This is a genomic window from Streptomyces lasalocidi (genome assembly GCF_005280215.1).
GTDB lineage: Bacteria > Actinomycetota > Actinomycetes > Streptomycetales > Streptomycetaceae > Streptomyces > Streptomyces longwoodensis.
Genome location: NZ_SZNQ01000001.1, coordinates 57,308 through 74,650 on the forward strand (window position 1 = coordinate 57,308; position 17,343 = coordinate 74,650).

Genomic DNA, 17,343 nt, shown 5'->3' on the forward strand with positions numbered 1-17,343 from the left:
ACCCCCCCGACAATGAAAACCGAGCGAGGGAAAAGGGAATCGACGTGAATTCCCGCAGACTCGCGCCGCCTCAGGAGGACGAAGAAATGAACCCCGCCGAACGCAAGACGTGTCTGCCGGGTGCCGCGAACCTCGAATTCATGCGCACCGTGGACCGTTCCCTGCTGCACCGCTGGGCGCTCTCGGAGGTGTTCCTCACCGACGCCCGCAAGACCGGTGACGAGGAGTACCTCGCCGCCGCCCAGCTGCCCCCGCTGCACGCCTACTACACCGAGCACGGCTCGCGGCTGAACGCGCCCGACCCGATGCTGCTGCTGGAGTGCTGCCGGCAGGCCGAGACCTACGGCGGCCACGAGTACGCCGGTGTCTCGCGCAAGAGCAAGTTCCTGCTGCGCAACTGGTCGATGGAGCTGCCGGGGCTGCTGACCCTGCCGCAGGAGGAGCGCCCCGGCGAGCTGCGGATCTCGGTGCGCACCAGCAACCGCCGCGGCACCCCCGGCGACGTGCGCCGGCTGTCGTTCGGCATCGACATGAAGCTCGCCCAGCGCTGCCTGGGCTTCGTGCGCATGGACGTGGGCTACATCCCCGCCGAGGTCTACGACCAGGTCCGCCTGCAGGGCCGCGGCCGGCCGCTGGTGCCGTTCAAGGACCTGCCGCGCCAGACCTCCTACGTCACCCCCCACCTGGTGGGCCGCAGCGACCCGGCCAACGTCGTCCTCGCCGACGCGACCGTGGGCAGCGACAACGCCACCGCGACGGTGCGGGTGCCGCTGGACAACCGCAGCATGTTCGACCACGGCCAGGACCACGTGCCCGGCATGGTGCTCATGGAGGCCGCCCGCCAGCTGTGCCTGCTCGGGGTGTCGGACCTGTGGGGCGCCTCGGTCAGCCGCAGCACGGTCGCCGGGTTCGAGTTCTCCTTCACCCGCTACGCCGAGCTCGACTCCCCCACCACCGTGCACATCCGCAAGACCGAGCCCTACGCGCACGAGGACAACCTCAGCCTGATGCTGCCGGACCTGCGGACCTTCCACATCGACTTCGAGCAGGACGGCGACATCATCGCCTCCGGGCAGATGCACACCACCACCGCGTCCACCGGCACCGCGCTCCTCGAGGGCGAGGAGTGCCTGTGAACACCGCAGGCGCCGGCGCTCCGGCGGTGTGGCTGGTGCCCGGGCAGTGGCTGCCGCCGGCCGCCGAGAAGACGGCGGACGCGCTGGCCGCCGGCCGGATCACCGCCGAGGAGGCCGACGCGATGGGCTACGAGCAACTGCCCGTCTCCGACGGCCCGTCGGCCCCCGAGATGGCGGTGCGCGCCGCCCGGCACGCACTGGCGCGGGCCGGCCTGCCGGCCGAGGACCTCAGCGCGCTCTGGTACGCCTGGACCTACTACCAGGGCCACGACTTCTGGTCGCCCGCGCACTACGTCGCCGCCCGCACCGGCGCCCTGGACGCCGTCCCCACCGGCGTGCAGCAGATGTGCAACGGCGCCGGGGCGGCCCTGCGCGGCGCGCTGCACCAGCTCACCGCGCACCCCGGCGGCGGGCCGGTGCTGGTCACCACCGCCGACCGCTTCGCACCCCCCGGCTTCGACCGGTGGCACGGCGACTACGGCGTCTGGTACGGCGACGGCGCCACCGCCGCCGTCGCCGGCACCGGAGCGGCCCCGGCCGGCGCGCTCACCCTGTGCGCCCTGGTCACCCGGGCGGCGCCCGAGCTGGAGAGCGCCCACCGCGACACCGACGCCTTCCACCCGGCGCCGCACACCCGCAGCGCCACCGTGGACGTGCGCCGCACCAAGAAGGCGTTCCTGGCCGCGCAGGGCGGCCGGGAGGCCTTCCTGGGCCGGCTGCGGCGCGAGACCAGCGCCGTCCTCGCCGACGCCCTGGCGCAGGCCGGCCTCGACGGCGCGGGCAGCGGCGGCGCGGGGCGGCTGAGCACCGTGCTGCTGCCGCGGCTCGGGCGGGCCACCGCCCGCGACGTCTACGGCCCCGCCGTCGCCGAGGTCACCGACGCGCCCGTCGCCGACCTGGGCGAGCGCACCGGGCACCTCGGCGCCGGGGACCTGCTGTCCAACCTGGCCGCGCTGGCCGACGACAGCGGCCCGCACCGCCTGGCACCCGGCGCTCACGCGGCCGTGCTGAGCGCGGGCGCCGGGTTCACCTGGAGCGCGGCCGTCGTGCGCCGGAACTGAAAACCCCGGCCCGCGAGCCCGCCCCCCTTCCCCCCTCACCCCCTCAACTTCCTTCTCCCACCTTCCTGAAAGGCACTGTCATGACGTTCCCTCAGCGCGGGGGGCCCGGTGAACGGCGTCCCGTCCTCGTCGTGGGCGCGGGCCCCGTAGGACTCGTCCTGGCCACCGAGCTGCTCGCGCAGGGCGTGCCGGTCCGGCTGGTCGACCACGCGGCCGCCCAGCCCCAGCAGCACTCGCGGGCCAGCGTCGTGTGGCCGCGCAGCCTGGAACTGCTCGGCCGGATCGGCGCCAGCGAGCCGCTGATCGAGCGCGGCAACCGGCTGGACTCGGTGCAGTACTACTCCGACAAGCGCCACCTGGGCGCCGTCGAGATGAGCCGGCTCGCCGGCACCCCCTACCCGTTCGGCGTGGTCGTCCCGCAGGACACCACCGAGGAGGTCATCCGCACCCGCCTGGCCGCCTACGGCGGTGAGATCGAGTTCGGCACCCTCACCGGGCTCGACACCGCGGGCGAGCGGCCCGTCGCCGAGGTGCGCCGCGCCGACGGCAGCACCGACCGCGTCGAGGCCGAGTACGTCATCGGCGCGGACGGCGCGCACAGCGCGGTGCGCCGCTTCGCCGGCATCGAGCTCCTCGGCACCGGCAACGACGTCCTGTTCGCCATCGGTGACGGCCCCGTCGCCGGCGACCTGGACCAGCACGCCCTGGTCTACTGCTACTCGCGCTCCGGCGCCCTGGGCATCGCGCCGTTCGGCGGCGGGACCTACCGCCTGGCCATCAGCGTCCCGGACTGGCGCGGGGAACAGGGGCCGCCGCCGGAGCTGTTCCAGCGGTTCGTCGACGAACGCTCCCCGCGCCCGGGCATCGTGGGCGAGCTGGAGTGGTCCACGATCTTCCGCGCCCGGCGCCGGGTCGCCGAGACCATGCGGGCCGGGCGGGTCTTCCTCGCCGGCGACGCCGCGCACGTGTTCAGCGCGGCCGGCGCCCAGGGCATGAACACCGGCATCCAGGACGCGGTCAACCTCGCCTGGAAGCTGGCCGGCGTGGTGCGCGGCGCCTTCGAGCCGGGCATCCTCGACACCTACGACACCGACCGGCGCCTGGCCGCCGAGCGCATCGTGCTGACCACCGCGAAGCAGACCAGCTGGGGCCTGTTCAAGCGGCGCCACGAACTCGCCCTGCGCGACGCGACGGTACGCCTGGCCCACCGCACCGGCGCGCTCCAGCGGTTCGGCGCCCCGCTGATGGCGCAGCACGACGTCAGCTACCGGCCGGCCGAGTCCCTGCGCGACACCCTGCCGGGACTGACCCGCCGCATCCGCACCGGCGACCGGCTGCCGGTGTTCGCCGCGCACGACGCCCCCCAGCCGAACGCCGAGCGCTGGCCGGCGATCGACCCGGCCCGGCTGACGGTGATGCTGTGGGCCGGCGCCCGCCAGGACGCCGCGTGGCTGGCCGCGCGCGCCTCGGTCACGGCGGCCGTGCCCGAGGGGGTCCCCGTGCGGGACGTGTCCGGCTGGCCGGGCTTCGCCCCGCTGCTGGGCACCGCGCCCCGGGCGCTGGTGGTGCGTCCCGACGGGCACGTGGCGGCGATCGTCGAGCCCGAGCCGACGGCGGTGCGCACCGCGCTGCGCCGCGCCGGCAGCAGCTTCCGCCCCGCGGCGGGAACGGGCACGGTCCGGGCCCTGACGGTCCCCGCCGCGCGCACCGCGCCCGGGCCCGGCCCCGCGGACGGCATCACGGCCACGACGGCCGAGGTGACCGGCGTGGCCGAGGAGTTGGCGTCGTGAGCCGCGCGGCGGTGCTGTGCGGGCTGGGCGGGTCGCTGCCCGAGCGGATCGTGTCCAACGAGGAACTGGCCGAGCAGCTCGACACCTCCGACCGATGGATCCGCACCCGGACCGGGATCGGGCAGCGCCACGTCGTCGCCCCGGGCCAGTCCACCTCCGACCTGGCGGTGGCGGCCGGCGCGCAGGCACTGGCCTCGGCGCGCGCGACGGCCGGGCGGGCGGACCACGGCGTCGACCCGGTCGACCCGGTCGATCTCGTGGTGCTCGCCACCAGTACGCCGGACCGGCCCTGCCCGGCCACCGCGCCGGACGTGGCGCACCGGCTCGGACTGGGCCCCGTGCCCTCCTTCGACGTGTCGGCCGTGTGCACGGGCTTCGTCTACGCCCTGGCCACCGCCGCCTCCATGATCACCGCGGGGATCGCCGGGCGGGCCCTGGTGATCGGCGCGGACACCTTCTCCACGATCCTCGACCCCGCCGACCGCACCACCCGGGCCATCTTCGGCGACGGCGCCGGAGCGGTGGTGCTGCGGGCCGGCGACAGCGGCGAGCCGGGCGCCCTGCTCGGGTTCGACCTGGGCAGCGACGGCTCCGGCGCCGACCTGATCACCGTGCGCGCCGGGGGCTCGCGGCAGCGCTCGGTGCCCGGGCCCGCGGCCGAGGGCGAGGAGTTCTTCACCATGGACGGCCGGCCCGTCTTCACCCGGGCCGTGCTGGACATGAGCCGCTCCTCGCAGAGCCTGCTGGAGCGGGTCGGCTGGAGCGCCGCCGAGGTCGACAAGGTCGTGGCGCACCAGGCCAACATCCGCATCCTCAACGCGGTCGGCGAGCAGCTCGGCCTGGAGGAGAAGCAGATCGTCGCCAACCTCGACCGGGTCGGCAACACCGTCGCCGCCTCGATCCCCCTCGCCCTGCGCGACGCCGTCGCCGGCGGGGAGCTCCAGCCCGGTCACCGGGTCCTGCTCACCGGCTTCGGCGGCGGGCTCACCTGGGGATCGGCCGCACTGGTCTGGCCGGAGCTGGAAACCGGCCGGCCGCACCGCTGAACCACCGTACGAACCCTATCAAACACCCTGAATTCGCTGGGAATTCGAGCATCTCACCGGAAGGAACCACCATCATGAGCGCTCCCGTCATGCCGACCCAGGAGTCCCTCAAGCACCGCGTCTCCGCGCTGATCAGCGAGAAGTTCGGCCTCGACGAGGCGGAACTGGCGTCCGGCGCCACCTTCGACGAGCTGGAGATCGACTCCCTGATCCTGGTGGAGCTGAGCCTGATCCTGCGCAAGGACCTGGGCATCGTCCTGGAGGAGGGCGAGCTGAAGTCGTCCTTCACCCTGGACGAGGCCGTCGCCGTGATCCGTGCGAAGGCGGATCGGTCGTGAGCGGCGTGGCCCGGGGCCGCGGTGTCGCGGTCACCGGCATGGGCCTGGTCACCCCGGCCGGGATCGGGGTGGAGGAGAACTGGCGGCGCGTGCTGTCCGGGGTCTCCGCCGCCGCCACCGACCCCGAGCTCAAGGGCGAGAAGGTCAACATCTCCTGCCGCGTCCCCGGCTTCGACCCCACGGCCGAACTGGGCCGGCGCACCGCGTGGAAGCTGGACCGCTTCACCCAGCTCGCCGTGGTCGGCGCCCGGCAGGCCGTCGCCGACGCCGCCCTGGACACCGGCTCGTGGGACTGCACCCGCGTCGGGGTCGTCATCGGCAACTCCCTGGGCGGCGCGAGCACCCTGGAGAAGCAGCTGCGCACCTACTGCGAGGGCACCCCCGAGGACGTGTCCGCGCTGATGATCCCCATGAGCATGGTCAACATGGTCGCCGGGTACGTCGCGATGGACCTGCGCATCCACGGCCCCAGCCTGGTCACCGCGACCGCGTGCGCCTCGGGGGCGTCCGCGATCGGCACCGCCCGCGAATGGCTGCTGTCCGGCCTGTGCGACGTGGTGCTGGCCGGCGGGACCGAGTCCGCGATCAGCCCGGGCACGCTCAACGGGCTGTCCCGGATGGGCGCGCTGTCGGGGCGCACCGACGACCCGGGCGCGGCGTCGCGGCCGTTCGCGGCGGACCGGGACGGCTTCGTGGCCGGTGAGGGCGCGGCGATCCTCGTCCTGGAGCGGTGCGCGGACGCCACCGCCCGCGGGGCGCGGCGCTACGCCGACATCGCCGGGTTCAGCGCCACCTCCGACGCGCACCACGCCACCGCCCCGCACCCGCGGGGCGAGGGGCTGGCCCGGGCGCTGCGGGCCGCGCTGGACGACGCCGGCGTGCTGCCCGACGAGGTGGAGCACGTCAACGCGCACGGCACGTCCACCCCGATGAACGACCTGACCGAGGCCCGCGCGCTGCACTCGGTCCTCGGCGACCGGGCGGCCGTCACCTCCACCAAGGGCGTCACCGGGCACACCCTCGCCGCGGCGGGCGCGGTCGAGGCGGCGTACACGGCGCTGTCGCTGTACCACGGCGCGATACCCCCCACCGCCAACGTGCAGTCGCTGGACCCGTCGATCGACGTCGACATCGACGTGGTCACCCGCTCCGCTCGCCACCGGCCGATCAGCGTCGCGGCGAGCACGTCGCTGGGGTTCGGCGGGCACAACGCCGCGCTGGTCCTCACGGCGGCGGCCTGACGGTGCACCGGCGGAGGCGCCGGGGTGCCCCACCGCCCCGGCCCTCCGGGCCCGCCCCCACCCCTTCCCTCGCGCCTCCCCCTCCCCCTCCCTCTCTTCTCCCTCTCTTCCTCTTCTCCCTTCTCGTCTTTCTCTCTTTCTCCGCTTGCGGAAGGAACTCCCCGTGACACTGCGCGTCCTGGGCCCCACCGGGCTGTCCGTCCACCCTGTCGGTCTCGGCTGCATGGGCATGAGCTGGGGCTACGACGAGTCCCGGCGCGACGACGAGGTGTCGGTCGCGGTGATCCGGCAGGCCCTGGACGCGGGCCCGGTCCTGCTGGACACGGCCGACGCCTACGGCGCCGGCCACAACGAGCGGCTCGTGGGCCGGGCCCTGGCCGGGCGCCGCGAGGACGCCGTGGTCGCGACGAAGACCGGGATCGTCGTGGACGACCTCGCCACCCGCACGCTGAGCCGCGACGGCTCGCCCGAGCGCATCCGGCGCTGCGCCGACGCCTCGCTGCGGCGCCTCGGCGTCGACGTCATCGACCTGTACTACCTGCACCGGGTCGACCCGGCCGTCCCCCTGGAGGAGTCCTGGGGCGCCCTGGCCGAGCTGGTCCGGGCGGGCAAGGTGCGCCACCTCGGGCTGTCGGAGGTCACCCGCGAGCAGGCCGACCGCGCCCACGGCATCCACCCGGTGGCCGCCGTGCAGTCCGAACTGTCCCTGTGGACCCGCGAACCGCTGGACGCGGGGAGCGGGATCTCCGGGTGGTGCGCCGCGCACGGGGCGGCGTTCGTGCCGTTCGCCCCGCTGGGGCGCGGGTTCCTCACCGGCCGCTACAGCGGGCCCGCGGACTTCGAGGCGGGCGACTTCCGGGCGGGCAACCCGCGCTTCGCGCAGGAGGTGTTCGAGGCGAACCTGCGGATCACGCGGACCGTGCAGGAGGTCGCCGCGCGGCACGGGGCGACGGCGGCACAGGTCGCGGTGGCCTGGACGCTGGCCCAGGGCGAGCACGTCGTGCCGATCCCGGGCACCAAGCAGCCCCGCTACCTGGCGGACAACCTCGCCGCGGCCGGGCTGCGCCTGACCCGTCAGGACCTGGACGAACTGAACGCGGCGCCGCCGGCCGCCGGGGACCGCTACTGACACCGCCCCCCTCTGCTCCCTCTCCCCCCTCCGCCCGCCCCACCGCGCTTCCCCTTCTTCCACCGACAGGAGCACACCATGTCCGAGCAGTTCACCGTGGTCGTCGTAGGGCTCGGCGGTGCCGGTCTTGCGCTGGTGCGGCACCTGGCCGGCGCCGGGCTGCACGTCGTGGGCGTCGACGACGACCCCGGCGCCCTGGAGCGCGCCCGCCGCCAGGACCGGCCCGGGCACCCCGTGACCCTCACCCGCTCCCTGGACGCCGTCGCGCGCGCCGACCTCGTCGTCGAGGCCGTGCCGGAACCAGCCGCGCTCAAACGCCGCGTCCTGGCCGCGATCCGCCCCCACCTCGCCCCCGGCACCCCCGTCGCGACCACCGCGCTCACCACACCGCTGACCGCGCTGGAGGAGTCCGCCGGACCCGACCTGTTCGCGCTGCGCTTCCTGCGCGCCGACGGCCTGGACGCCGTGGAGGTCGCCCGCGGCCCGCGCGCCGGGGAGGGCGCCGCCGAGCGGCTGGAGGAGGTCCTCACCGCGGCCGGCATCACCGCGCACCGGGTCCTGGACCGGCCCGGCTCGCTCGCCCCCGGCCTGCTGCTCGGCCTGCTGAACCGGGCCGCGTGGATGGTCCACGACGGGTACGCCAGCGCCGAGGACGTCGACACCGCGCTGCGGCTGGGCTGCGGCTGGGAGCAGGGCCCGCTGGCGGTGCTGGACGCGATCGGCCTGGACACCGCGCGCGACCTGCTCTCCCGCCTCGCCCGCGACGGCGGGCACAGCGAACCGGCGCCCGTGTTCGACGAGTTGATAGCGGCCGGCGCGCTCGGCCGCAAGAGCGGCCGCGGGTTCCACGTCCACGGCAGCGCGGGCGGCGCGAGGCGGTCCGTGGAGCCGACCGCCCCGCCCGGCTGCCGCGTCGTGGTCGTCGGCTCGGGGACCATGGCCACCGGCATCGCCGAGTGCTTCGTGCGCGGCGGGTTCGCCACCGCGCTGCTGGCCCGCAGCGAGGACAGCGCCCGGGCCGCCGCCGAGCGCGTCCAGTTCGCGCTGGGGCGCACCGCCACGGCGGGCGAGCCGGAGCCCGGCGGCCACGCCGCGTTCACCGCGGGCACCGACCGCTCGGTGCTGGGCGGCGCGGACATCGTCGTCGAGGCCGTCGTGGAGGACCTCGCCGTCAAGCAGCACCTGTTCGCGGAGCTGGGCGAGGTGTGCCCGCCGCACGCCCTGCTGGCCACCTCCACCTCCAGCCTGTCGGTGGCCGAGTGCACCGCGCCCGCGGGCCGCCCCGCCGACGTGCTGGGCCTGCACTTCTTCAACCCGGCCCCGCTGATGCGGCTGCTGGAGCTGGTCCCCCTCGCGGGCACCAGCGAGCACACCCTGGCCCGGGCCCGCGCGGTCGCCGAGCGGCTGGGCAAGCAGACCGTGACGTGCGGGGACCGGGCCGGCTTCATCGTCAACGCGCTGCTCTTCCCCTACCTCAACCAGGCGCTGGAGCTGCTCGACGCGGACGAGACGACGACCGCCGCCCTGGACGCGGCCGTGAAGTCGGTCGGCGGCCAGCCCCTGGGGCCCGTACGGCTGCTGGACACCGTGGGCGCGGACGTGGCGCTGGAGGTGCAGCGGCGCCTCGAGGGCGATGCGCGGCTGCGGGCACCGCGGCCGGCGGCGCTGCTGCGGGAGCTGGTCGAGGCCGGTCACCTGGGCCGCAAGACCCCGGGCAAGGGCACCCGCACCTACCTCGCCGCCCGCGCGGCCGCCCCGGTCGCCGCAGCCGCCTGAGCCCGCGGGCCGAATTCCCGCTGCGGCGACGGCCCGCACCGCGGCCGGCCGCGCCGGCCGGCCGCCCCGAACAGCCGGGCGGCGGCCCCGACCTCCCCCGGGGGCCGCCGCCCGGCTTCACCCCTGTCACCCGACCGGAAGGCCGAAGCCATGTCACACACCCGGACCACCCTCCCCCGGCCCGCGCTCGCGGCACCGCACGACGAGCGGGCACGCGAGGAGGAGCGGGCACGCGAGGAGCGGGAGCAGGAATCCGCCGACGGCGATCCCGCCCCCGTGGACCTCGCGTTCTTCGACGTCGACGAGACACTGATCACCGTCAAGAGCATGTTCCGCTTCCTGCGCTTCCACTACCGCGAGCGCGGACTGCCCGAGTCGGCCTACGACCAGGCGGCGGGCACCCTGCGGCGCAGGTCGGCGGCGGGGATATCGCGGCTGGTCACCAACCGGGAGTACTACCGGCTGTATGCGGGGCGCCCGCGTGAGGAGCTGTTCGCGCACGGGCGGGCCTGGTTCGACGCGGAGCTGGCCTGCGGCACCCTGCTGCACCTGCCGGTGGTCAACGCGCTGGCCCGCCACCGGGCGCGCGGTGCGCGGATCGTGCTGGTGTCGGGCTCGTTCCGGCCGTGCCTGGAGCCGGTGGCCGCGCTCCTCGGCGCCGACGACATCCTGTGCAGCGAGCCGTCGTACGAGGGCGGGTACTGCACGGGTGTGGTGCAGCGCCCGGTCATCGGCGCCGAGAAGGGCCGGCTGGCGCGCGCGCTGATGCGGCGGCGCGCGGTGGATCCCTCGCGCGCCGCCGCGTATGCCGATCACGCCTCCGACCTGGACCTGCTGCGGTCCGTGGGCCATCCCGTCGCGGTCGGCGAGGACCTGGTCCTCGGCGCGCACGTCGCCGGGGTGGGCGGAGGCACCCTGCCGGGCATCGGCCCGGCCCCGCTCAGCCGGCCGTCGGCCGCGACCGCTCCTGCTCCTGCTCCTGCTCCTGCTTGGCCACGGACACCAGCGCGGTGAAGCACAGCCGGCCCTCCTGGTGCATGGTCACCAGGAAGCGGGCCCGCCCGAGCTGGTCGTCGGGCAGCAGCTGGGCGTCGACCCAGCAGGGCGAGTCGAGTTCGACGTAGCGGTGGAAGACCGTCTCCATCGCCTCGGCGACGCCCACGCGCGGGTGGCGCAGGGTGCGCACGGCCTGCTTGGCCGCCTCCAGCAGGAGGATGCCGGGGGCGTGGTCGCTCGGGTGGTCGAAGTACATCGGGTGGTGGGTGTCGATCCGCAGCTGCCAGCGGTCGGTGGCGTCGGTGGGCGAGAGCACCACGTCGCGGAACTCCTCACCGACCCCGGCGCCCGCGACCGGCGGCGGCAGCGGACGGCTGCGGGCCAGCTCCAGCATGCGGTAGGCGTCGCCGCGGGCGCCGCGCAGCCGGTCGTAGATGGCGGGCGGCTGGATGGTGAACCGGGTGTGGGCGGTGGCCAGTTGCACGCCGTCGCGCACCACGGTGATGTGCAGCGACAGGCCGGTGACCCGTTCGCGCCGGCGGATCACGTCGTAGCAGCGGATGTGCAGGTCGGGCCGGCCGCCGATGCCGTTCTCGCGCAGCGAGGGCAGGTTCAGCGCGTAGCGGTACTCGCTCCACGCCAGGCGGTGGCCGAAGGGGACGTCGTACCCGGCGTGCGACAGCAGCGGGAAGGTCTGCCGGATCGTCTCCGTGAGCAGGACGGCGCCGTCCCCCAGTCCGGCGGTGTCGGTCCAGTCGGCCCCGATCAGGAACTCGTCCTGGCCCAGGCGCGTGAGGCCCGACAGCAGCACCTGCCCGGCGTCGTGCTTGTGGACCAGGCCCTTCTCGACGCGCAGCGCTCTCGAGGCGACGGCCGTCATCGACGTGTTCATGTGTGTAACCCCCCTGTTGTGCGCGGCCGTTGGCTGCCGCACCGACATGCGCTGCCCCACACCCCTGGCGGGGCCGCGCCACGGCCAGTAACATAGAGGACGTTCTTTTTCTTGTCGAGACCGGGATGCAGCCATGGCACGAGCGAACACGAGTCGCGCGCTCAAGCAGGAGCGCGCGATTCACACCCGAGAGCAGCTGTTGAAGGCTGCCGCGGAGGTCTTCGACGAGTTCGGCTACGCCGGCGCGGGGATCAACAAGATCCTGCAGCGCGCGGGGGTGACCGCAGGGGCCCTGTACTTCCACTTCAAGGACAAGCAGAACCTCGCGCAGGAGGTGATGAACGCCCAGCGCAGCACCATCGAGCCGCACGTGCCCACGACCGGCCTGCAGCGCCTGGTGGACATCACCCTCATCTGGTCGCACTCGCTGCAGGCCGACCCGCTGCTGCGGGCCGGCGTGCGCCTGACCGCCGAACAGGCCGCCAGCGGCCTGCAGGACGCCACGCCGTACACGGCCTGGGCCCGCAGCTTCCAGGACTGCCTGGACGTGGCGCGCGCCCAGGGCGAGTTGCGTGAGCACGTGCACAGCGAGGAGCTGGCCGAGTTCGTCGTCGGCGCCTGCACGGGCATGCAGGAGTACGCGCAGGTGGTGTCCCGGCGGGCCGACCTGCCCCGCCGCACGGTCAGCATGTGGCGGCTGCTGCTGCCCGGCATCGCCACCGGCCCGGCGCTCGACGGGATCGAGAACAGCGAGGAGCGCGCCCTGTCCCTGTGGACGTCCCTGGGCGCGCCCGCCGAAGGGGAGGGAACCCGACCATGACCGACCGCCTGCACCGGCTGAGACTGGCCGCCGTCAACATCGACGGCGTCCTGCTCAACGACACCTTCAGCCCGCTGATCCACCGCTTCGTCACCCGCCGCGGCGGCGTCTACTCCGCCGACGTCGAGCGCAGCGTCTTCTCCCAGCGCCAGAGCGACGCCGGACTCGCCATGGCGGCGGCGGTGCCGCAGGAGCTGACCGGCGAGGAGGCACTGGCCGCCTACTTCGAGGAGCGCGCCGCCTACCTCGCCGACCACCCCGTGCACGTCACCTCCGGCGCCGAGGCGCTGCTGCGCAGGCTCGCCGCCGCGGGACTGGACGTGGTCTGCTACGGCGGCCTGGCCAAGTCGCACTTCGACGAGCACCTCGGCGCCCTGGCCCACCTGTTCACCCCGCCGCACTACCTGTGCACCAACGACGTGCGCCCCGGACTGCGCGAGATCACCGCGCACTTCGGCCTGGAGCACGGCCAGGTCCTCTTCGTCGACGACGTGGCCCGCGTCGCCGAGGCGGCCCGCGCGCTCGGGGCGCCGTTCATCGGCCGCCCCAGCGACTTCGAGCACAGCCACCAGGGCGAGCTGATGCGCCGGGCCGGCGTGCGCCACCTGGTGGCCGGCCTGGACGAGATCGACGAACGGCTGCTGCGCACCGTGGACGCCGAGGCGGCGGCGGGCACGCTGTGGACCACCGGGGCGGCCGCCGGAGCGGCCGGGGAGCGGGTGGCGGTGGCGGCCGGGTAGCGCCGGCCCGCCCACGAGCCGCCCGGGTGGTGGCGCGTTCGGCCGTGCGGTTGCCGTACGGGGTGCGTACGAGGTGCGTACGCGTCCCGTACGGTGGGGCGTGCGGGGCCAGCGCCGCCTGCCGTTCGGCGTTCAGACCGCGAGGGTGCCGCCGTCGACCGGGAGGGTCGCGCCGGTCACGAACGACGACGCCTCGCTGCACAGCCACAGCGCGGCCTGCGCCACCTCCACGGGCGCCGCGAACCGCTTCTGCACGGCGCGCGCGAAGAACGCCTGGTCCACGCCGGGCATCTGCTCGCGCAGCGACTCCATCATCTCGGTGAGCGTGCTGCCCACGGCCAGCGCGTTGACCCGGATGCCCCGCTCCCCGTACGACGCCGCCGCGGCCTTGGTCAACCCGATCACCGCGTGCTTGGCGGCGACGTAGGGCGCGCCCACGCCCGTGGCGACCAGACCGGCGACGCTGGCGGTGTTGACGATGGCGCCGCCGCCGGTGGGCAGCATCGCCCGGATCTGGTGGCGCATGCAGTTCCACACCCCGCGGACGTTGACGTCCATCACGGTGTCGTAGTCGTCGTCGCTCATCTCGTGCAGGTCGGTGCCGAGCGTGGCGTGGCCGGCGTTGTTGAAGGCGGCGTCCAGGCGGCCGTAGCGCTCGACGGCCGCGGCCACCACCCGCTCGACCTCCTCACCGCGGCGTATGTCGGCGGCCACGTGCGTCGCGCGGCCGCCCTTGGCCTCGATGTCCTGGACCACCGAGGCGAGTTGCGCCTCGCGCCGGGCCGTGAGCACGACGGCCGCGCCGTGCTCGGCGAAGAGCCGGGCCGCCGCCGCGCCGATGCCCGACGAGGCGCCGGTGACCATGACGACCCGGCCACTCATTGCGTACGTGCGTTCGATCATGACCGTCAGTCAAACATTCGGCTCACGGACGGTCAGGCGATTGGGACGGGCCGTTACCAGCCAACCTGCCAAGAACGTTCCGAGCTGCTCGTTCTCCGGAGTTCTTGGGAATTTCTTGACCTATCGTGGGCGTCACGGACCGACCACGGGGGGCGGGAGGAGAGGCGAGACAGGTGGCGAGGCAGGAGCGGGCTGAGCAGACCCGGCAGCGGATCGTCGAGGCCGCCGCCTCCGAGTTCGCCGGACACGGCTACGACGGCACCTCGCTGCACGGGATCGTCAGAACCGCCGGGGTCACCATGGGCGCGCTGACCTTCCACTTCCGCAGCAAGTCGGCCCTCGCGGACGCCGTGCAGGAGTCCGGTGCCGCCGCCACCCGCGCCGCGCTGGACGCCACCGCCGCCGCCCCCGGCTTCCAGGGCGCGCTGGAGACGGTGCTCGCCCTCGCCGGCGCGCTGCGCACCACGCCGAGCGTGCGCGCCGCCGCCCGCCTCACCCGCGAGGGCCACGCCACGGGCCACGGCGGCTGGTACGACTGCTGGGCCCCGGGCCTGCGCGACGCGCTGGAACGGTCCTGGTACGAGCAGCGCGCGGACAGCGGGCTGACCCCGCTGGCGGTGACGACCCTGCTCTCCCACGTCGTGCTCGGCGCCGAGGCCGCCGCCTCGACACCGGAGGCACTGCGCCCGGTCACCGGCGACGCCCCCGACGAGAACCTGGCCCAGGCCCTGAAGGCCCTGGGCACGCTGCTGTCCCGCCCCGCCGACACGGAGACCTGCGGCGCCTGAGCCGGGGGGCGGTCTGCGACCGGCGCCTGGCCGACGTCGGGCCTCGCGTGGTGACCGGCTGCGGGTCGGCGTCTGGCGGTGCCTGCCGGCGCGGTCCGGCGTCCGGCCGGTGTCCGGTCGACGTCAGGCCGGGCGTCCGGTCGACGTCAGGCCGGCGCGATCCGGCATCGAGCCGGCGTGTGGCCGGGCCGGGCCCAGCTGGTGCGGCCGCGTCGGGCCGCCCGGAGCCCCCCTTGCTGAATCCGCCGCCCGGCGCGTACCACGGGCCGGGCCGCGCCAGCTGCACGCCCCGGGGCGACGGACCGTTCCACAGCCGGAACCCCCTCGCTGAACCCGCCCCGCACACGCCCCCGCTGCCGGTCCCACGGCCCGTCGCCCGCCCTCCCGCAGGGATTTCTCGTGCCCGGCGCGCCCCTTCCCGCCCAGCTCAGACCCCCTGTATCCGCCCCGCTCCCCCGCCGCCTCCTCCCCGGGCCCTAGAAACATAGAGAATGTTCTGTATATTTACGGCGACCGGGAGAGAGGAGTCCTCATGCATCCGGCCACCGAGCACGTCCCGTCGGCCCAGCGGCTGTTCGCCCACCTGCCGCGGGCCGACCAGCGGCGCTGGGCGGGCGTGTACGTGAAGGGGCTGCTGTGCACGCCCGGCAAGAAGACCCTGCGGCGCATCGCGGCCTCGGTGACGCCGTCGCCGACCGCGCCGCAGTCGCTCCAGCAGTTCGTCAACGACAGCGCCTGGCCCTGGCGCCCGGTGCGCGCCGAACTCACCCGCTGGGTCGCCGAGCACGCCCCCGCGCACGCCTGGACGCTGTGCCCGGTGGTCATCCCCAAGCGGGGCGCGCTCGCCGTCGGCGTCCACCGCCGCTTCGTCCCGGCCTCCGGACGCACCGTCAACTGCCAGCTGGCGGTGGGCGCGTTCCTCTCCGGGGAGCTCGGTGACCTCTCCGTGGACTGGCGGCTGTACCTGCCCCGGCGCTGGAGCGAGGACGCCGCGCTGCGCCACCAGGCCCGCATCCCCGACGGTGCCGGCCACGCCAGCGCGGCCGAGCTGTGCCTGGCCCTCGCCGACCGGCTGGTGCGGACCAGCCCGGTGAAGGCGCCGGTCGTGGTCCACACCGACGGGCACATCGACGCCGAGCCCGTGATCGAGGGGCTTCAGGCCCGCGGTCTGGACTGGGTCGTCGTCGTCCCCGACACCCTGCCCCTGTCCCTCGCCCCGCTCCCCGGCCCCCACCCGGCGAGCAGCGTCCGCAGGGCGGACGGCGGGACCCGGCGGGGTGCCGGGCGCCGTCTCGTGGCGCGCCACACCGCCCTGGAGACGGTCGCCGACCGGCTGCGCCGGCACGCCCGCCCGGACCCGGCCGGCCCGCCCGCCCCGGGCAGGCAGCGGCTCGGCACCACGGGGGTGCTGCTCCCGGGCGGCGAGCCGGCCGTGCTGGCCGGTGTCTGGAGCAGCGCCCGGCCCCGGCCGGACCGGATCTGGCTGACCAACCTGCCCCCCGCCCACCAGCCCCGCGTCCTGGGGCTGCTCGGCAGCGCGCCCGCCGCCCGGATCGGGGACACCGAGGCCGAACTGGGCCTGCACGACTTCGCCGGCCGGTCCTACCCCGGCTGGCACCGGCACGCCACGCTCGTCTCCGTCGCCGCGGCGCACCGCCGCCTGGGCCACGAGATGTGCCTGGCACCCGGCGACTGCTGACCCTCGCCCCGGCCGGCCCGCGGCCCTCCTCCCCACACCCGCACCACGGGAGCGCCCGGCCGCCGGCCCCCTCCCCCCACCGCACCACGGGAGCCCCGCAGTGACGCGCAGCTCCCGCCGACTGTTCGCCCGCACACCGCGCGCCGCGCCGGGCGGTGAGACCCGACCTCGAGGAGGGGCTGTGGAGTTCCGTGTCCTTGGACCGATCGACGTGCGCGCACAGGGGCGTGACATCACCCCCAGCGCACCCAAGCAGCGGCAGGTGCTCGCCCTGCTCATGGCGAAGGCCAACCACCGCGTGTCCGTGCCGGCGCTGCTGAGCGAGGTGTGGGACGGCGAACCGCCGCGCACCGCGACGACCGCGCTGCAGACGTACATCGGGGCGATACGCAAGGCCCTGGCCGCCGGCAGCGGCAGCAGTGCCCGCGACATCGCCGAGCAGCGGCTGGTGACCGACGGCAACGGCTACGTGCTGCGGCTGCGGCCCGAGGAATGGGACCGCCCCCGCTTCGAGGAGCTGGTCCTGACCGCCCGCGGCCTGCTGGAGGAACGGCGGGCGCACGCCGCCACCGAGGTGCTCAGCCAGGCGCTGGCCCTGTGGCGCGGGGCGCCCTTCGGCAACGTGCGCCACGGCAGCCGGCTCACCGTGCAGGCCCGGGTGCTGAACGAGGCGCACCTGGCGGCCTGCGAGGTCCGCATCGACGCGCTGCTGCTGTGCCGGCGCTTCCAGGAGGCGGTCGGGGAGGCCGTCGCCCTGGTGGGCGAGCACCCGTACCACGAGAACCTGCACAGCCAGCTGATGCGGGCGCTGTACGCGTCGGGGCGGCGGGCGGCGGCGCTGGACGTCTACCAGTCGCTGCACCGCCGGATGACCGACGACCTGGGCCTGCCCCCGTCCCCGTCGACCACGACCCTGCACCACGTGATGCTCCAGGACCACCCCGACCAGCGCTACCTGGCGGCGGCGGGAGCGGGGGCCCTGGGGTGA

The 17,343-nt window shown here is 75.1% G+C and carries 16 protein-coding genes; 14 read left to right on the forward strand and 2 right to left on the reverse strand.

Features of this window, described 5'->3' with window-relative positions:
* Positions 1 to 86: 86 nt before the first annotated feature.
* From E4U91_RS00270 to E4U91_RS00310, 9 genes are all read left to right on the forward strand, one after another.
* Positions 87 to 1,136 carry an AfsA-related hotdog domain-containing protein gene (locus tag E4U91_RS00270; RefSeq protein ID WP_137304639.1) on the forward strand — a complete coding sequence of 350 codons (1,050 nt, stop codon included), beginning with the start codon at positions 87 to 89 and terminating at the stop codon, positions 1,134 to 1,136.
* Positions 1,133 to 2,197, forward strand: a complete 1,065-nt coding sequence (locus tag E4U91_RS00275) for a beta-ketoacyl-[acyl-carrier-protein] synthase family protein (RefSeq protein ID WP_206666896.1) — start codon at positions 1,133 to 1,135, stop codon at positions 2,195 to 2,197. Before E4U91_RS00270 ends, E4U91_RS00275 begins: the two co-directional genes overlap by 4 nt.
* A gap of 80 nt (positions 2,198 to 2,277) precedes the next feature.
* Positions 2,278 to 3,987, forward strand: a complete 1,710-nt coding sequence (locus E4U91_RS00280; protein ID WP_137304640.1) for an FAD-dependent monooxygenase — start codon at positions 2,278 to 2,280, stop codon at positions 3,985 to 3,987.
* Positions 3,984 to 5,033: a beta-ketoacyl-ACP synthase III gene (locus E4U91_RS00285; RefSeq protein WP_137304641.1), complete on the forward strand. Its 1,050-nt coding sequence runs from the start codon at positions 3,984 to 3,986 to the stop codon at positions 5,031 to 5,033. Before E4U91_RS00280 ends, E4U91_RS00285 begins: the two co-directional genes overlap by 4 nt.
* 74 nt (positions 5,034 to 5,107) lie before the next feature.
* Positions 5,108 to 5,371, forward strand: coding sequence for an acyl carrier protein (locus tag E4U91_RS00290; RefSeq protein ID WP_067237474.1), 264 nt, complete (start codon positions 5,108 to 5,110; stop codon positions 5,369 to 5,371).
* A gap of 5 nt (positions 5,372 to 5,376) precedes the next feature.
* A complete protein-coding gene (locus E4U91_RS00295) occupies positions 5,377 to 6,612 on the forward strand; it encodes a beta-ketoacyl-[acyl-carrier-protein] synthase family protein (RefSeq protein WP_422070928.1) in 1,236 nt (411 codons plus the stop codon).
* Positions 6,613 to 6,775: 163 nt separating this feature from the next.
* The gene (locus tag E4U91_RS00300; protein ID WP_137304642.1) at positions 6,776 to 7,741 is read left to right on the forward strand and encodes an aldo/keto reductase; all 966 of its coding nucleotides are present in this window, start codon (positions 6,776 to 6,778) and stop codon (positions 7,739 to 7,741) included.
* Positions 7,742 to 7,819: 78 nt separating this feature from the next.
* Positions 7,820 to 9,517, forward strand: coding sequence for a 3-hydroxyacyl-CoA dehydrogenase family protein (locus E4U91_RS00305; RefSeq protein ID WP_137304643.1), 1,698 nt, complete (start codon positions 7,820 to 7,822; stop codon positions 9,515 to 9,517).
* 150 nt (positions 9,518 to 9,667) lie between these two features.
* Entirely contained in the window at positions 9,668 to 10,531 is an 864-nt protein-coding gene (locus E4U91_RS00310) for an HAD family hydrolase (RefSeq protein ID WP_137304644.1), read from the forward strand.
* On the opposite strand, the gene E4U91_RS00315 is transcribed toward E4U91_RS00310, so the two are convergent.
* Positions 10,458 to 11,405: a ScbA/BarX family gamma-butyrolactone biosynthesis protein gene (locus E4U91_RS00315; RefSeq protein ID WP_168218036.1), complete on the reverse strand. Its 948-nt coding sequence runs from the start codon at positions 11,403 to 11,405 to the stop codon at positions 10,458 to 10,460. The genes E4U91_RS00310 and E4U91_RS00315 overlap by 74 nt on opposite strands.
* A gap of 133 nt (positions 11,406 to 11,538) precedes the next feature.
* Between E4U91_RS00315 and E4U91_RS00320 the strand changes: the two genes are divergently transcribed.
* Together E4U91_RS00320 and E4U91_RS00325 are read left to right on the forward strand one after the other, a co-directional pair.
* On the forward strand, positions 11,539 to 12,225 hold the full coding sequence (locus E4U91_RS00320; protein WP_174867723.1) for a ScbR family autoregulator-binding transcription factor: 687 nt from the start codon (positions 11,539 to 11,541) through the stop codon (positions 12,223 to 12,225).
* Positions 12,222 to 12,965 (forward strand): HAD family hydrolase, encoded by a 744-nt coding sequence (locus E4U91_RS00325; RefSeq protein ID WP_174867724.1) that lies wholly within the window; start codon positions 12,222 to 12,224, stop codon positions 12,963 to 12,965. The genes E4U91_RS00320 and E4U91_RS00325 overlap by 4 nt, the downstream gene beginning before the upstream one ends.
* A 132-nt stretch (positions 12,966 to 13,097) precedes the next feature.
* Here E4U91_RS00325 and E4U91_RS00330 read toward each other — a convergent pair whose 3' ends face one another.
* Complete coding sequence (locus tag E4U91_RS00330; RefSeq protein WP_174867725.1) at positions 13,098 to 13,868, reverse strand: SDR family NAD(P)-dependent oxidoreductase; 771 nt, start codon at positions 13,866 to 13,868, stop codon at positions 13,098 to 13,100.
* Between the two features lie 173 nt (positions 13,869 to 14,041).
* Here E4U91_RS00330 and E4U91_RS38590 point away from each other — a divergent pair, with 173 nt between their 5' ends.
* The 3 genes from E4U91_RS38590 to E4U91_RS00345 all read left to right on the forward strand — a co-directional run bounded on the left by E4U91_RS38590 (position 14,042) and on the right by E4U91_RS00345 (position 17,343).
* On the forward strand, positions 14,042 to 14,656 hold the full coding sequence (locus tag E4U91_RS38590) for a TetR family transcriptional regulator (protein ID WP_206666897.1): 615 nt from the start codon (positions 14,042 to 14,044) through the stop codon (positions 14,654 to 14,656).
* A 532-nt stretch (positions 14,657 to 15,188) separates the two neighbouring features.
* A complete protein-coding gene (locus E4U91_RS00340) occupies positions 15,189 to 16,355 on the forward strand; it encodes an IS701 family transposase (RefSeq protein ID WP_137304646.1) in 1,167 nt (388 codons plus the stop codon).
* 181 nt (positions 16,356 to 16,536) lie between these two features.
* A complete protein-coding gene (locus E4U91_RS00345; RefSeq protein WP_137304647.1) occupies positions 16,537 to 17,343 on the forward strand; it encodes an AfsR/SARP family transcriptional regulator in 807 nt (268 codons plus the stop codon).

Bases quoted from the DNA above. Each gene is read 5' to 3' on its own strand.
- E4U91_RS00325 (WP_174867724.1), top strand. From the start codon at position 12,222: ATGACCGACCGCCTGCACCGGCTGAGACTGGCCGCCGTCAACATCGAC.
- E4U91_RS00305 (WP_137304643.1), top strand. From the start codon at position 7,820: ATGTCCGAGCAGTTCACCGTGGTCGTCGTAGGGCTCGGCGGTGCCGGT.
- E4U91_RS00315 (WP_168218036.1), bottom strand. From the start codon at position 11,405: ATGAACACGTCGATGACGGCCGTCGCCTCGAGAGCGCTGCGCGTCGAG.
- E4U91_RS00320 (WP_174867723.1), top strand. From the start codon at position 11,539: ATGGCACGAGCGAACACGAGTCGCGCGCTCAAGCAGGAGCGCGCGATT.
- E4U91_RS00310 (WP_137304644.1), top strand. From the start codon at position 9,668: ATGTCACACACCCGGACCACCCTCCCCCGGCCCGCGCTCGCGGCACCG.
- E4U91_RS00340 (WP_137304646.1), top strand. From the start codon at position 15,189: ATGCATCCGGCCACCGAGCACGTCCCGTCGGCCCAGCGGCTGTTCGCC.
- E4U91_RS00290 (WP_067237474.1), top strand. From the start codon at position 5,108: ATGAGCGCTCCCGTCATGCCGACCCAGGAGTCCCTCAAGCACCGCGTC.
- E4U91_RS00270 (WP_137304639.1), top strand. From the start codon at position 87: ATGAACCCCGCCGAACGCAAGACGTGTCTGCCGGGTGCCGCGAACCTC.
- E4U91_RS00280 (WP_137304640.1), top strand. From the start codon at position 2,278: ATGACGTTCCCTCAGCGCGGGGGGCCCGGTGAACGGCGTCCCGTCCTC.
- E4U91_RS00330 (WP_174867725.1), bottom strand. From the start codon at position 13,868: ATGATCGAACGCACGTACGCAATGAGTGGCCGGGTCGTCATGGTCACC.